9 protein-coding genes are annotated in these 16,553 nt (G+C 55.9%); 6 read left to right on the top strand and 3 right to left on the bottom strand.

All coding sequences use genetic code 11. The features are described from left to right. Positions 1–44 precede the first annotated feature (44 nt). Complete coding sequence (locus tag Enr10x_RS06660) at positions 45–2,483, top strand: glycoside hydrolase family 10 protein (RefSeq protein WP_145105287.1); 2,439 nt, start codon at positions 45–47, stop codon at positions 2,481–2,483. A gap of 428 nt (positions 2,484–2,911) precedes the next feature. Here Enr10x_RS06660 and Enr10x_RS06655 read toward each other — a convergent pair whose 3' ends face one another. Then, positions 2,912–4,303 carry an RtcB family protein gene (locus Enr10x_RS06655; protein ID WP_145448498.1) on the bottom strand — a complete coding sequence of 464 codons (1,392 nt, stop codon included), beginning with the start codon at positions 4,301–4,303 and terminating at the stop codon, positions 2,912–2,914. Positions 4,304–4,935: 632 nt separating this feature from the next. On the opposite strand from Enr10x_RS06655, the gene Enr10x_RS06650 reads away from it, so the two are divergent. Both Enr10x_RS06650 and Enr10x_RS06645 read left to right on the top strand, forming a co-directional pair. After that, positions 4,936–8,145, top strand: coding sequence for a DUF1553 domain-containing protein (locus Enr10x_RS06650; RefSeq protein ID WP_145105279.1), 3,210 nt, complete (start codon positions 4,936–4,938; stop codon positions 8,143–8,145). Between the two features lie 89 nt (positions 8,146–8,234). After that, the gene (locus Enr10x_RS06645; protein WP_145105276.1) at positions 8,235–9,710 is read left to right on the top strand and encodes a DUF1501 domain-containing protein; all 1,476 of its coding nucleotides are present in this window, start codon (positions 8,235–8,237) and stop codon (positions 9,708–9,710) included. 285 nt (positions 9,711–9,995) lie between these two features. Here the strand turns inward: Enr10x_RS06645 and Enr10x_RS06640 are convergent, their stop codons facing one another. After that, positions 9,996–10,793 (bottom strand): sialate O-acetylesterase, encoded by a 798-nt coding sequence (locus Enr10x_RS06640; protein WP_197997499.1) that lies wholly within the window; start codon positions 10,791–10,793, stop codon positions 9,996–9,998. A 121-nt stretch (positions 10,794–10,914) separates the two neighbouring features. On the opposite strand from Enr10x_RS06640, the gene Enr10x_RS06635 reads away from it, so the two are divergent. Next, the gene (locus Enr10x_RS06635) at positions 10,915–11,838 is read left to right on the top strand and encodes an alpha/beta hydrolase (protein WP_145105273.1); all 924 of its coding nucleotides are present in this window, start codon (positions 10,915–10,917) and stop codon (positions 11,836–11,838) included. A gap of 56 nt (positions 11,839–11,894) precedes the next feature. Further along, a complete protein-coding gene (locus Enr10x_RS06630; protein ID WP_145448497.1) occupies positions 11,895–14,855 on the top strand; it encodes a PVC-type heme-binding CxxCH protein in 2,961 nt (986 codons plus the stop codon). Between the two features lie 6 nt (positions 14,856–14,861). Here the strand turns inward: Enr10x_RS06630 and Enr10x_RS06625 are convergent, their stop codons facing one another. Continuing rightward, positions 14,862–15,632: an SDR family NAD(P)-dependent oxidoreductase gene (locus Enr10x_RS06625; protein ID WP_197996418.1), complete on the bottom strand. Its 771-nt coding sequence runs from the start codon at positions 15,630–15,632 to the stop codon at positions 14,862–14,864. A 439-nt stretch (positions 15,633–16,071) separates the two neighbouring features. Here Enr10x_RS06625 and Enr10x_RS06620 point away from each other — a divergent pair, with 439 nt between their 5' ends. Further along, a complete protein-coding gene (locus Enr10x_RS06620; protein WP_145105267.1) occupies positions 16,072–16,467 on the top strand; it encodes an ArsR/SmtB family transcription factor in 396 nt (131 codons plus the stop codon). Positions 16,468–16,553: the final 86 nt, after the last annotated feature.

Raw genomic sequence — 16,553 nt, 5'->3', positions numbered from 1 at the left:
ACATTTCGTGTCCCTGAAATTCTCACGTTCTGGTCTGGTTTACTATGTTTGCTCAGCTACCTTATCTTATCGCCCTCTCTCTCAGCTTCACCACCGGCACGGAAACCCTGCTGGATGATTTCAACTACGAAACGTCCTCTGCGGCCCGGCAGGCGTGGACCGAACTCAAGGGAACGCTCCCCCTGGCGATGTCGAAATCAGGCAGCCAGAATGTATTGCTCCTCTCGGCCCCCTTTCATTCCAATCGCGAAATCCCCCGGACCGGGATCGACAAAACGCTGAAACAGGACCTGACCGCCCCCGGCCTGTTTACGATCGACGTCAAACCCGCCTCGCCCGACAGCAATCACCAGGTCAGCCTCTATTTCAAAAGTGGTCCCGGCTGGTATTCGACCTCCGCCCGCATCAAGGGAGCAGACTGGCAGACGCTGCGTTTCTCCAAAGGCGACTTTCGTGGCGAAGACAATCCCACAGGCTGGGACAAAATCGAAACCGTACGGCTCGTCATCTGGCGCGAGTCCGACAGCGAGCCTGACACGCACTTCCAGATTCGTAATCTCAAAGCCATTACCAGCGACATCACCATCATCGTTCCTGACATCAGTCAAAAGAAAAAAGAACAGGACACCTTCGCCGCGGCCGACCGCATCGAAAATTTCCTTGAGACCTCCGGCATTGGTTGCGATCGTATCACGGAAAACGATCTGTCTCTGAAATCACTCGGATCTCGTTCCGTAGCCATCCTCCCCTTCAACCCGCACATCTCGGCGAAAGCCTGCGGAATTCTGAACCAGTTTATGGAACGGGGCGGCAAGGTCTATGCGAATTTTCAGATTCCCCCCGCCCTGGAAAAGAACCTGGGCATCAAACAGGGGAGCTACTTCAATCCCCCCCAACCGGGAACCCTGGCATCCATCCACCTGAACGACGCACAGATCCTGGGGCTCCCCTCCGAGGTCAAACAGGCCTCCTGGAATCTGATCACCGCTGCTCCCACCGGGCATAACGCACGCATCGTAGGAGAGTGGTACGACGAAACCGGCAAACCGACGGGCAAGCCCGCCCTGATCGTCAGCGACCAGGGTGCCTACTTCAGCCACCTCATTCTGGGAGACGACCCCGTCAATAAACAGGCCCTGCTCACCGCACTGATGGCTCATTTCCAGCCTCGACTCTGGGATTCGATTGCCGCAGCCACGATCCGGCAGGCAGATCAGGTGGGGCCTTTCGAGTCCTTCGATGAACTCCGCCGCAGCATTGTTTCCACTGTCACTCCGCAGCAGAGTAAAGTTCTGGCCGCCCGTGATCTGGATCGCACCACCGCTTTACTGGTACGTGCCAAACAACTCCTGCAGAAAAATGAGGCGTTTCAAGCAATTGCCTTCGCACGGCGCTGCCGTGAAGAACGGGTCAAAATCTATCTGCTGACCCGCGCCAGCCCTCCGCGCGAAGCCCGGGCCTTCTGGGACCACAGCCCCACCGGCCCTTATCCCGGCGACTGGGACCGGACCTGTAAAGAACTGGCGGATGCGGGCTTCAATATGCTCATCGTCAACATGCTCTGGGGCGGGGTGGCCCACTACCCCAGCGATGTCCTCCCCCGTAGCAATTCCTATGAAGTCTACGGGGACCAGATCGAACAGTGTCTCAAAGCCGCGCACAAACATGGGCTCGAACTTCATGTCTGGAAAGTCAATCACAATCTCACCACCGCTCCGCCATCCTTTGTCAAACAGCTCCGCGATGCCGGCCGGACCCAGGTCAGCGTGACCGGAGAGCCGATCGACTGGCTCAACCCGGCTCACCCCGAAAACTTTCAGCTCGAAGTCGACAGTATGCTCGAAGTCGTCAAAAAATATCCCGTGGACGGCATTCACTTCGATTACATCCGCTACCCCAATGATCGCCACGATTACAGCGACTTTAGCCGCCAGAAATTTGAAGCAGACACCGGCATCAAAGTCGACAACTGGCCCACTGACTGTTACAGCGGCAAACTCAAAAGCCGGTACCGCAACTGGCGCGCCGACCAGATCACCCGGCTCGTCGAAACTGTATCGCGCGAAGCACGCCAGATTCGACCGGGCGTCAAACTCTCCGCGGCTGTCTTCCGCGAATATCCCGACTGCCGGGAATGGGTCGCCCAGGACTGGCCGCTCTGGGCTAAACGAGGCTACCTTGATTTCATCTGCCCTATGGATTACACCACCAGCGACGAACAGTTCCGCCTCTGGATTGAAGATCAGCAGAAACACCTGGCCGGCAGCATTCCCATCTACCCGGGCATCGGCGCCCTCTCGACCGAAGCCACGCTCAGCAGCGACCGCGTCCTGGGCCAGGTCGATGTTACCCGCCAACTCAGAACAGGCGGATTCACTGTCTTCAGCCTCAGCCCCCAGACCCTCTCCAGCATCGTCCCCGATTTCAAGCAGAGCGCCGGCAAAGTCAAAGCCATCCCGACACACCGCGCACAAAAGAAATAAGGGGTGAGCCCGAATGCAATTCGGGCCGAGCGCAGCGAGCAGGAAGTCTCAGTTTAATTGATCGGTTCAGAGCAAACCCACCGACCTGCTCATTCAGAATGATGAGGTTCGCTCCCCCACAACACGCACCAAAAAAAGCGTTCATCTCCGAGTAATAAAAGGGTGACCCCGGATGTAATCCGGGGTTGGCGCAGACAACAGGAGGTTGCAGTGTCCGCTTTCAGTTCTCCCTGGTCGCGTCTCACTCATTAAAGCTGAGACTTCGGAATCTTGATGCTGAATTGACCACGTTAGCTGCGACCTCCTGCTCGCTCCGCTCGGACCGAATTCTATTCGGTCCCACCCGGTCATCTTCGCTGGAAAAATAAACAAAAACAGGCAGGCCAGGAAAAATCCCCGACCTGCCTGCGTTCATCTTTCACAACGAGTCAATCTTCGGCCCGGCTTCCGTCGCCGCACATCTTCACCACTTTTGGGTTGAACCGTGCCACGATTTCCACCAGATCCTGCTGCTCGGCCATGACCTCATTGATGTTCTTGTAAACACCGGGAACTTCGTCAGCTCCCGCTGAGATCACGGTGATGCCTCGCTTCTCCAGATCGTTTTTCACCGCCTTCCAGCGGTACTTATCCTTCGCTTTGTTACGAGACATACAGCGACCGGCACCATGCGATGCCGAGTTCAGGCTCGCTGGATTTCCTTTTCCACGAACCACGAACGCCGGATCGGCCATCGAACCGGGAATCACACCCAACTCGCCTGCTGCCGCTGGGGTTGCCCCCTTACGGTGCACGTAGACCTCCTGGCCGCCGTGCTCTTCCTTCCAGGCAAAGTTATGGTGGTTTTCCACGCCGGAGATCACCTTGCTCCCCAACAGTGCCGCCACGTTCTTATGGATCACAGCATGGTTTGCTGCCGCATAGTCGCCCATCAGATTCATCGCCGCCCAGTATTCCTGGCCGGCTTCCGAATCCATGTCCAGCCACGCCAGACGTCCCAGGTGCTGATGACGCTTCTTCAATCGCGACTGCGCAATCGCAGAATACGTGCTGCATACCGACGCACCGGTTCCCCGGCTACCGCTATGGCTCAGCAGCGCCACGTATTCACCCGCGCTCAGGCCGAGCTCTGCATCATCTTCCGTGATCGTCAGGACGCCGAACTCAACAAAGTGGTTGCCGGAACCCGAAGATCCCAGCTGCTTCCATGCTTTGTCTTTGTTCTGCCGGGTCACTTTCGTCACCGTCCAGTCCTGATCCATCACTGAATGATGCTGCTTCTTCTCGTGAGCCGTACCCACGCCGAACACGGTTCCCCGGTTCAGCGCATCGATAAACTGATGACGCTTGTCATCCAGCGCATCTACGGCTGTATCCAAAACCGACAGCTTCATACGGCAGGCAATATCCACACCCACGGCGTAAGGAATCACTGCGTTTTCCAGTGCGAGTACGCCACCGATGGGCAGACCGTAGCCGATGTGCGCATCAGGCATCAGCGCTGCACCATAGGCTGCAGGAACCTGGCATGCCTGTTCCATCTGCGCGAACGCACCTTCATCGATGCCCTCCTTACCCCAGATCTGGTAATCGATTGGCTCAACCACTTCTTCCGTGTTATCTTCTACCAGCTCTGCAGCCAGAGTTCCGAACGCAGCATCCTCCAGGAAGTCCTCAGGCGTCGCAATCACCTGCTGCACGCGCGCCTTGACCTCTTTACCACGAATTTTTTCATTCGCGACGGCCTGCTGAATCGCCGTCATGGCCGTCTTCAAACAATACTGTGGAACACCCAGTTTCAGTAACTGTCGAGAGTTCATCTCTCTTCTCCTCATACATAAAAAACATTCTGACCCGATTTCCGCTCCGGGTCACACATCATTCTATTTCAATTTGTTCTCACTGGACACTGGAGTAGTAAGAAGGTTCTCTGTTTCCAATCTCGCTCTCCCAAAATCATCTATTTTTTCTCCCCGCCACATCATCGAGAAAATCTTTTCGCAATCCGGTTCAGAATCGCGGTCTCTTCGCCAACAGACCAATGCCCAAAAGCGTAAAACTCACAACCAGCGCACGCTGGCAGTAGCCAGCAGGAACATTCCAATTTCCTCTAAGCTCAGACACAAACAACTGTTAGCAAACACCAAACGGAACCATTGACACCATAACGAGATACGTCATTTTATCCTCATCCGCGTCTTGCAAAGGCCTGGAACGACCATTAGAATAAATATTTGAACCTGAATTCGGGAACTTTTAATACCCCCCGTTTCCGAAACATCTGCCATCCCGCCTGCTGAGCCATGGGGTTCAGCTACCGCCGTTGCAAACTGATATGGATTGTCGGTCGGACAGGCATCACCAGAGATTCATTGACAAGTTGATTTTGAAATGCCCCCGTTCCAGGCGGCGGATCATCCACTTGAAAATTTCTATCCAGAAGGTGAATGTCATGCTTCTTCTGTGTTCGAGCAAGCGCATCGTCCCTGCTCTGATTCTTACATTCCTCTGCAGCCCCCTTACCCGGGTGAGTGCTGAAAAAAATGCGAAAGTCGCGCCTGCGAAAGTACGTTCCATCCTTTCGGAAAACTGTTTCCAGTGTCACGGACCGGATGCCAAAAAACGCGCTGCCGACCTTCGCTTCGATACCCGCGACGGCGCCTTCGCCGACCTGGACGGACACAAAGCCATTGTCCCCGGCAATCTGAAAGAGAGTGAACTCATCACCCGCATCACCACCGCGGATGAAGACCTCAAAATGCCTCCGGCTGACAGTGGCAAACAGCTCAAACCAGAAGAAATCGAGCTCCTCAAACGCTGGATCAAAGAGGGTGCTGAATGGCAGGATCACTGGTCGTTCGTCACACCTCGTAAAGCACCGCTCCCCCAAGTCTCTCAATCAGGCTGGGTTCAGAATCCCGTCGACCAGTTTATCCTGGCGCGACTCGATGACGAGGGACTCAAACCTTCTCAAGAAGCCGACCGCCGCACACTGATCCGGCGCGTCACCCTCGACCTGACCGGCCTGCCTCCGACACCGCAGGAAGTAGAAGCCTTTGTTAATGACAAAAGCCCTAATGCCTACGAAAAGGTTGTCGACCGTCTGCAGCAGTCCCCAAAATACGGCGAACACATGGCCCGCTACTGGTTGGATATTGCCCGCTACGGCGATACCCACGGTCTGCACCTCGACAACTACCGCGAAATGTGGCCCTACCGCGACTGGGTCATCAATGCGTTCAACACCAACAAGCACTACGATCAGTTTGTGATCGAACAGCTGGCCGGGGACCTGCTCCCCAATGCGACGCTGGACCAGCAAATCGCCACCGGCTTCAACCGTTGTCACGTCACCACCAATGAAGGAGGTTCGATCGCCGAAGAAGTTTATGTCCGCAATGTGATCGACCGCGTCGAAACAACCGGCCAGGCCTTCATGGGGCTCACCCTCGGCTGTGCCGTCTGTCACGATCACAAATTCGATCCGTTTACGAAAACCGAATTCTATCAGCTGTTCGCCTTCTTCAATAACCTCGACGGGCCGGCAATGGACGGGAACATCAAGGACTCTCCCCCTTCCGTCCGTGTTCCTAATGCGGCACAGTCCAAACAACTCCAGACTTATAAGGATCAGATCGCGTCCTTCGAAAAACAGGGTGCAGCCCGCATCAAAGCAAACGAACCCGCATTTAAGTCCTGGCTTGAGTGGAAACAACAGATCCAGAAAACGGGCAGCAACCCCGATCTCTCGATCCCCCAGCCGGGCGGACTCCTGGCAGCCTACTCCCTCGACGAAAAAGAGGGCGCTGAAGCGGCAGACAAAACCAATCCGAAAAGCAAAGCCACTGTGAAAGGGGCCCCCAAATGGGTCGCCGGCAAATTCAACAACGGCTTCCAGTTCGCCCCCGGCAGTTATCTCGACCTGGGTAAAACCGGACAGTTCAACAAAGGCACTCCTTTCAGCTTCGCCATCTGGGTGAAAACCAATGGCAACACATCAGGACCGATCGTCTCCAGCATCAATCCCAACTCGCGCGAACGGGGCTACGATCTGCAGATCACCAACCGCACGCTCAGCGTCCGCCTTATCGATCGCTGGCCCGGGTATGCCGTTCAGGTCCAGACCAAAAACAATGAAATCACTCCCAACCAGTGGCATCATGTCTGCGTGACCTACGATGGTTCCGCGAAAGCACACGGCGTCACCATCTATGTGGATGGCAAAGAGTCTGAGCTGACGATCTCCTCCGACTCCTTCAAAAACACAACCCCTCTGAACTCAGCCACTCTCCTGCTGGGACACTCTCCCACCAAACAGCATCTGACCAACGGCTTTCTCGATGAGTTCCGCATCTACGATCACAAACTCTCAGAAACCGAGGTCAACCAGGTCTACTTCGATCAGCAGATAGAACCCGTCCTGAAACTGGCTGCCGACAAACGAAACCCCCAGCAGAACGAATTGCTCAGACAGTACTACCTGAATCAGTTCGACTCCGAGTACCGTAAGCTGCTGGCCGAGAAGGTCAAAGTCAAAGCGCAGGAAGAAAAACTCATTCAATCGCTCCCCACGACACTGGTTTTCCGCGAACGGAAAAATATGAAAGATGCCTTTGACCTGAAGCGGGGACAATACGACCAGAAAGGCGAAAAGGTCACACGAAAAACCCCGTCCCAGTTCCCAAAGATGGCAGCCGAATGGCCCGTCAACCGTCTGGGCCTGGCGAAATGGCTCGTCGCCCCCAGTCATCCGCTGACCTCCCGCGTTGCCGTCAACCGGTTCTGGCAGCAGTTGTTCGGCACCGGCATCGTCGAGACCAGCGAAGACTTCGGCAACCAGGGAGCCGTTCCCAGTCACCCCGAACTGCTCGACTGGCTCGCTGTCGATTTCCAGGAACATCAGTGGGATATCAAACGCCTGATGAAACAACTGGTGATGTCAGCCACTTACCGCCAGAGTTCCAGCGTCACTCCGGAACTGCATAAAACAGATCCTGACAACCGCCTGCTGGCCCGTGGCCCCCGCTTCCGCCTGGACGCGGAAATGCTGCGTGACCAGGCACTCGCGGTCAGCGGACTGCTCGTTCCCAGGATCGGCGGCCCGAGTGTGAAGCCACCGCAACCCGATGGTCTCTGGCACGCCGTCGGTTACTCCGGTTCCAATACGGTTCGCTTCAAACAGGACACCGGCCCCGAGAAAGTCTTCCGTCGCGGCTTGTATACCTTCTGGAAACGGACCGCGCCACCACCGGAAATGTCAACCTTTGATGCCCCCAGCCGGGAAGCCTGCACCATGCGTCGCGAGCGGACCAACACCCCGCTCCAGGCACTGCTGCTGCTCAACGATCCGCAGTACATGGAAGCGGCCCGCGCCTTCGGCGAACGCATGATGAAAGAGGGAGGCAAAACTCCCGAAGAACGGATCAAGTTTGCATACACGCTGGCAACCGGGCATCCGATCAAACCCGAAAACCTGACACTCATTGTACAAACTTATCAGGATATGCTGGCCGAATACCAGAAAACTCCTGAAGCAGCCAAAGAACTGATTTCTGTCGGTGAGTCCAAACCGGATGCAAAACTGAATCCGCAGGAACTGGCCGCCTGGACGATGGTGGGGAACCTCATCCTCAACCTGGACGAGGTACTCAATAAAAACTGACGACTTTCGAACTCCATCATTCCACAGCACACATGCCGGCCTGTCTGCAGCGCCGGCTTAAAACTCAACAGAAATAAACAGGTATCGTCATGAATCCCATGCAGGAACGTCTCTCACAGATCACGCGACGTCATTTCTTCAAAGCAGGTGGCCTCGGTCTGGGAACCGTGGCCCTGGCCTCCCTGGAAGCCAATCGACAGACAGCTCAGGCTGCAACTCCCGAAATGAAAGCCAGCGGCGGACTGCCCGATGTGCCCCACTTCGCCCCCAAAGCCAAGCGGGCCATCTACCTGTTCATGGCCGGCTCGCCTTCGCAGATCGACACCCTCGATTACAAACCGGAACTCGATAAACTCTTCGACAAAGACCTCCCCGAGTCCGTCCGCCAGGGACAGCGTCTGACGACGATGACCTCCGGCCAGTCCCGCTTTCCGCTCGCACCGTCCAAATTCAAATTTACCAAACACGATAACGGCTCCGATGGTGCCTGGGTCAGCGAACTGCTGCCCCACACCGCAGGTATCGTCAAAGATATCTCCATCGTCCGCTCCCTCTGGACCGAAGCCATCAACCACGATCCCGCGATTACCTACATCTGCACCGGCAACCAACTGCCCGGCCGTGCCAGTCTCGGCTCCTGGTTGAGCTACGGGCTTGGTTCGATGAATGAAAATCTGCCCGCCTTCGTCGTGCTCACCTCGACCTGGTCGGGTCGGCAGCAGGCACAGGCACTCTACAACCGCCTCTGGGGCAGCGGATTCCTGCCCAGTAAATACTCGGGCGTTTCGCTCCGTTCTCAAGGCGATCCGGTTCTGTTCCTCTCCAACCCTCCGGGCGTCTCTGCCAAACTGCGCCGCCGTATGCTGGACACCCTCTCCCAGGTGAATCAGAACGAGTATGAAAATATCGGCGACCCGGAAATTCAAACGAGGATTTCCCAGTACGAGATGGCCTTCCGCATGCAGACCTCGGTCCCCGAACTGACCGACATCACCAAGGAAACCAAGGCCACCCTGGACATGTACGGCCCCGACGTCCACAAGCCGGGTACGTTTGCTTATCACTGTCTGCTCGCCCGCCGCATGGCCGAACGGGGGGTCCGCTTCTCGCAGATCTTCCATCGTGGCTGGGACCAGCACGCGAACATCGCCGGCGACCTGCCCAAGCAATGTAAGGACATCGACCAGCCGGCAGCTGCCCTGGTCAAAGACCTCAAACAGCGCGGCATGCTCGACGACACCCTGGTCATCTGGGGCGGCGAGTTCGGCCGCACCGTCTATTGCCAGGGGAAACTGTCTCGCGAAAACTACGGACGCGATCACCATCCCCGCTGCTTCAGTATCTGGATGGCGGGCGGCGGCATCAAAGGAGGACAGGTCTACGGCTCAACGGACGATTTCAGCTATAACATCGTCGACAAGCCGGTCCACATCCACGATTTCAACGCCACGATCCTCCACTGCCTGGGCATCGACCATCGCAAGCTCAGCTTCAAATTCCAGGGCCTCGATCAACGTCTGACCGGCGTCGAAGAACACCACCCGGTCAGTGAGATCCTCGCCTGATCAGAGTATTATATGTCAATTAATGTAGGGGCTGGCCTGTGTGCCAGCCCGCCTGGCGATAAGCAATTTCAACAGGCAATACCATGGGCCACAGCACAACGCTACCAACATGGGTAAGCCCGAATGCAATTCGGGCCGAGCGCAGCGAGCAGGAAACTGGCAGAGAAAAGATCCAGCTGGCCATTCAGCAAACCAATCACGTTTTGCTTCGAACCCTGACTCAATAAAAAAAGAGGCAGCCACTTCAGACTGCCTCTTTGCGTTTCTTACATCTTCTTTTACCACTTACTTCTCAGCAGCCTGCTTCTGCAGCTTCAGCATCTGTTCCGCATATCGCTTGCCGAACTCCCGCTCTGCTTCCGCATTGAAGTGCACCTGATCGCTTTTCGCAGGCAGACCCTTCGAAGAAGCCACCGCGGTGTCAGGTACCGTTTCCGCAATCCCGTGCAGCGCCTTGTTGACCGTACCCGCTCCGGGACGCATGAAGAACTCACCCAGCTCTCCCATCACGAACGGCATGTCCGGCTCGTTCAGATCTTTACGCAGATCCTCGATCATGCCTGAAAGCCGCTTCTGGTACGAGTTGTATAACTTTGGATTGGAAGAATCCCCTTCCCCCTGGTGCCAGATCGCACCTTTGATCTCGCCGTACTTCTGGTTCTCTTTCGCCAACTTCACGGCCCGCTCATACAGATCCCCCCCTTTGACCCAGCGACTGAGGGGCGTTCCCCCCACGGCTGCCGGAATCAGACCGATGGTCATGCCCGGCTTCGCTTCAGCGATCGCAGGACCAAACCCTGATCCGGGACCGACGCCGGCAATCTTCGGCTTATCAAAGTGCAGCGGATCGGTCGCCGGCACCCATTTCCCCTGCTTGTCGAGCTTCAACACCCGGGGATGCGACTTGTTCGTCGCGGGATCCACTTTCCCCCGGCCCGCCATATTCGACTGACCGATCAGCAGATAGATCTGAAACTTCTCTTTGGAAGGCAACCGGGCGGCTTTCTCTTCCGCCTGCACAGCACTCAGAACCGTAAACAGCCCCATGAACAGGGTCACACTCAACAGCAGTTTAATTTTCATTTTTTGGGATTCCAGCCTGAAAAGGAAAGACAATTCGATCATACTTTCATTTACTATAGAAGGTCACACAACTTTACATCAAGTAACCGGTTTCAAGTTTTACAGAAGGAATCTCTGCAACATGAATTTCCGTTTCACCATTGCGCTCATCGCTTGCACCCTCGCAGTCACAGTACAATTCCCCGACTTCAATTCCACCTCGACTCTCTCCGCAGCCGAGAAGAAAGGCAAAGCCACCGCCAAAAAGCCCGGCTGGAGACCACTCAAGGATGCGGAATTCAAGCTCTATAAACAAACAGACCAGGGCGATCTGCACCTGAATATCTATAAACCTGCCGACTGGAAGCCCGGCGACTCCCGCCCCGCCATCGTCTTCTTTTTCGGGGGCGGCTGGCGCAGCGGCAACCCCAGCCAGTTTGAACCCCACTGCCGCTACCTCGCTTCCCGCGGCATGGTCGCCTGCTCTGCCGAATACCGCATCAAAACCAAACACAACACCACCCCCTTCGAATGCGTCTCCGATGGCAAATCAGCTGTCCGCTGGATTCGCGAGCATGCCGCTGAACTCGGCGTCGATCCCAATCGCATTGTTGCCGGAGGCGGTTCGGCCGGTGGTCATGTCGCTGCCTGCACGGGCACAGTAACCGGGTTCGATGAACCAGACGAAAACAAGAAAGTCTCTTCCGTCCCCAATGCGATGGCCCTGTTCAACCCGGTCGTCGACACCACCGAGACCGGCTGGAAAGGGGGACCGCAACAGCTGGGCGAACGGTGCAAGGAAATCTCTCCCATCCATTTCGTGCGGAAGGGCACCCCACCCACGATTATTTTCCATGGCACGGGCGACACAACAGTACTTTTCGAAAATGTCGAACGCTTTACTGATCAGATGAAGCAGAAAGGCAACCGCTGTGAACTCATCCCCTATCCGGATCAGCCGCACGGCTTCTTTAATCTGAGCCGCAATAAAAAGAACTACGATGATACCATCGAAAAGCTGGACGCGTTTCTGACCTCACTGGGCTACCTGCCGCCGCAGAAATAGTTTCGCGTTCCACACTATTTGCATCCCACCACAAACTGAAAACAGGACCTGACGACATGACCGGTCTTTCCCCTGCCCGACTGTTGATTTCCTCTCTGCTGTTCTCCGCTGTCTGCAGCCTCTCCCCCCTGGCAGCAGCGGAGATCAAAACGCCCCGCTCCCTCGACCCGCGGATTAAGATCGAACTCTTTGCTGCCGAACCGGATGTCGTCACGGTCACCGGCCTCTCCGTCGATCAGCGGGGACGCGTCTTTGTCGTCGAAAACCATACTCACTTCCGTCCCGAAAATTACGAGGGCCCCAAAACCGACCGCATTCGACTGCTCGAAGACACCACCGGCGACGGCCGTGCCGACCGCATCCAGACCTTCTACGAAGGCTCAACCGAAACCATGAACGTCGCCGCCCATCCCAATGGCTGGATCTACGTCGCCACGCGGAGTTCTATTTTCCGTCTCCGCGACAAAGACGATGACGGCAAAGCGGACCTCCGCCAGAACCTGGTTCAGTTGGAAACCACCGCCACCTATCCCCACAACGGCTTCTCCGGCTTTGCCTTTGATTTCTTCAACAACATCTATTTCGCCATGGGAGAAAATGAGGGTGCCGACGCCGAACTGGTGGGCGACTTCGGGAATATCTATTTCACCCTCGGCCAGAATTACGGAGACGACGCGATTCTCATCGGCAAAGGCAGCGTTCGCATTCCCGCCCTGCGGGGTGAAGGAGGCGTCTTCCGCTGTCGTACCGACGGCAGCCGCCTCGAACGGATCGCCACCGGTTTCTGGAATCCCTTCCACCTCTGCTTTGATTTCTACGGCCGCATGTTTGTTGGGGATAACGACCCCGGCAACCGACCTCCCTGCCGGTTGCTCACCATCGTTCAGGGGGGTGACTACGGCTACCGGCGTCGCACGCTCGAACCCTTTATCGCGGTCAACGCCGAAACTCCGGGCACGCTACCCATGACATCCTCCACCGGAGAATCTCCCACCGGCGTGATCTCCTATGAATCCGATCAGCTTCCCGCCGACTACCGCGGCGATCTGCTGGTGGCCAGTTGGGGCGAACATCGCATTGACCGCTATCACCTCACTCCCGATGGTGCCTCGTTCAAAACCACCACGCAACCGGTTATCGCCGGCGAAGAACATTTTCGTCCCGCGGGCATCGCTGTCGGCCCCGACGGCAGCCTGTATGTCGGCGACTGGGCTGATCGTTCCTATCCGCTGCATGGCAAAGGCCGAATCTGGAAAATCAGCGCTGTCAAACCGGAACTCTCCCCCCGCAACAACGCGCTGACCTCCCCCGACTGGCAACAGCGTCAGAACGCGGCCCGCGCATTACTCGCGCAGAAGAAGCCCGGCATCGACAAACTCAAAACCGCCCTCAGCAACGACGATCCCCGCGTTCGTGCCGTCGCCTTGAATGCCCTGGCCAGCGTCAACAAAATGAACTCTGAACTCGCTGCCCCGCTACTTACAGACAAAGAGCCCGGCATCCGCGAACAGGCAGTGACGATCCTCCCCGCGGAACTCGTTGATTTCGCCAAAGTGGTCCAGGAAGATCAGTCCCCCGCTGTCCAGGCCGCCGCCCTCAGACGCATCACGAACAAACAGGATTTACCCCTGCTCTTCGACCGTCTTCACAGCAGCGACCCGTTCATGCAGCAGGCCGCACGCGAAGGACTCCGCCAGACACTTTCCAATCCAGAGCTCACGAAACTGTTCTCCAGCAACGACGATCCCGCCGTCCGCCTGGCAGCGATTCTCCTGCTTAAAGAAAGCAACACATCAGCCGATGAAAGTCTGCTGCAACAGGCACTCAAAGACACGAATCCCGCTGTGCGATTCGTCGCCGTTGAATGGATCGGCCGCGATCAACTTAAACAGTTCCGCGAAACCCTGGTCTCCGACCTTGCCAGCCAGGCCACTACTCCCGATCTGCTCAAAGCCTACCTGGCCTCCATCGCACAGCTCGACGGCGTGATGAAAGAATGGACGCGGGGCACGACAGGCGACTGGTGGGTTACTAAATCCCAGGCCCAGCAACTGGTCGCCCGCCTGCTGGATCTGCCGGACACATCCCCGGAAGTGCTGAAACAGATCCTGCTCTTTCTGCCCGCGAAACATCCCGCACTCAGTGAAAAGAAACTGACCGCATTGGCCAAATCAGCCAATCCCGGCGTCCGCACCGAAGCCATCCGCAGCCTCCGCGAACTCAAAACCAAAACCGTTCGTCAGCAACTGCTCCAACTCGCCGCCGATGCAAAAGCCGACACCAACCTCCGCGCCGAAGCGATTATCGGCCTCGATTCCGCTCAACCGGAAAATGTCAAACCATTGCTGCAGCTGGCTACAGACCCCAGTCCCGTGGTTGCCAACGAAGCCCTGCGCACCCTCCGCGGCGCACAGCTGACTCAAGCACAACGGACCGCCCTGAAACAGCTGGCTGCAAACAACGACGAAAAAAATGCTCTGGTCCACCGCGTCCTGAATCAGAATTCGACACAAACCAAACCGGCCCGGGATGAGCTCTCCGCATGGATGCAGACCCTTGCCGGTCCAGCCGATCCCCGTGCAGGACAACGTCTCTTCTTTCATCCCCAGGGTCCCGGCTGTTTTCGCTGTCACCAGATCGACGGTCGCGGCCAGCAGGTCGGCCCCGGCCTGATTCGTACCAACGGTCGGATCGCATTGAACCGGGAACGACTGGTAGAAGCGATCATCGATCCCAGTAAAGATATCGACCCGGGCTTTCTCCCGCTGACGATTGTCACCATCGATGGTCAGACCGCATCGGGCATTTATCACAAGCACAATAACAAGGAACGTTCGATCTACGACTCCAACGGAAAGATCCGCTCGTTTAAAATCGACGAGATCGAAGAAATGGTTCCCTCGAAAACGTCGATCATGCCCAATGGACTGGTCGACCAAATGACACTCCAGGAATTTCGTGACCTGATCGCCTACCTCCTGCCGGGATCAAATTCGGAGGAGTCACCTTCCGACTGACGTCGGTCAGCGAACTGCGCCTCCATTGACGTTGATGACCTGTCCTGTGATGTAAGCCGCTTCCCGACTGCAGAGAAATCGCGCCATGTTGGCGATGTCCTGCGGAGTCCCCCAGCAGTCCATCGGCGTTTCCTGTTTCACCCGCTCCTGCCAGAGTTCGCTCGCCTTTTCTCCCCAGGCGGTCTGAATCCAGCCCGGCGCGATACAGTTTACACGGACCTTGGGTGCCAGTGTGACCGCCAATGACCGACTGAAACCCATGATCGCATTTTTGCTGGTCGCAAACAGCTCGCCGCTGTCCCCTTCCATGCCCCGATCCGACTGATCCCAGCCAATATTCAGGATACAGCCATAGCCCTGCGCCTGCATCCGTCGTCCCACTTCGCGAGACAGCAGAACCGTTCCGCGAACATCGACATCGAACAGCTTCTCGAGCTTCTGGTCATACTCCAGTTTCGCTTCTGTTCCGGTCAGCAGATCGACGCCGGCGTTATTCACCCAAATGTCCAACGCCCCCCATTCCTCAAAAGCACGAATAATAAAATCGGGATACTGGTCCTGCCGGGCCAGGTCGATAGAGAGGGCTGCCGACTTCCGTCCCCGGCTCCGGATCTCCTGCACCACCTCTTCCGCAGACTGAGAGGAATTCCGATAATGGATCAGCACATCCGCCCCGGCATCAGCCAGCTCCAGTGCGATCGCTTTTCCGATGCCGGAAGAGGAACCGGTTACCAGAGCTTTCATCCCGGTCAAATCACAGAACGGAGAGACAGACACCACATAACTCCATATAATAAAGGGACTTAAAAATATAAAACGACTCTTATTTCGCGAATAATTAGATAAACTGGATAAATACTAGTTGACGATTGGGCAGAGCACTACCATAATTGCCAACGAAATAAGGGAGCGGTCTTCTTTTTTCTAAATCGAAGCGACTCTCCTACGTCACATCTTTCGCCTGTCTGGCAAACAATACAAGTAGTAGTTGAATATTTCAGCTGAAATCTGCGCGCCATGTATTACAGGCGAATTAGGGCCATAATGTTTTACAAATTGGAATGGCCAGCGGTTGGCTGCTTGTTTTTCATGAATTAACTTCCCCACGCTGACGTGAGTGGAACGAACAAATTTGCCCCACAGGCTGGTCACGTATATAAAGTGACCGGTTTTAAACGAGCTCTATTGCATGAATTTAAAAAAGGAAATTAGTGATATGGCCACAAATCTTGTGGATCCGCCCCAGGAAGGAACGACCCAGCGTTTTCCGACGCTGCCAGATCATCTGGAGAAAAACCTCGTTAAAGTCTTTAAACTGCTGTCCGATGAAACGCGACTGCGGATTATGCTTTACCTGGCCCAGGAAGAAGAATTATTCGTAACTGCCTTGTGTGAAAGACTCAACCAGAGTCAGCCGGCTGTCAGCCACCATCTCGCACTGCTCCGCGACGCAGGCTTAATTGAAGCACGCCGCGACGGCAAACACAACTTCTATTCGATCTGCCGGTCCCATTTTCACTCGATCATGGGTGAACTGTTCAACAGCTTCAATGATCCCAATGAAAATATTATCCGCATCGATAACTTTGTCCTCACACAGGACCTCAGTTGATTCACTCATTTGAATCAAATCTGAAAAAAACCTTCGAAGAGGCCGGCCATCAGCGCCGGTCTCTTTTTATTTGCGCTCATCTTTGC

Origin of the sequence: Gimesia panareensis (genome assembly GCF_007748155.1) — a bacterium.
GTDB lineage: Bacteria > Planctomycetota > Planctomycetia > Planctomycetales > Planctomycetaceae > Gimesia > Gimesia panareensis.
This window is presented reverse-complemented; position numbering and strand designations above follow the sequence as displayed.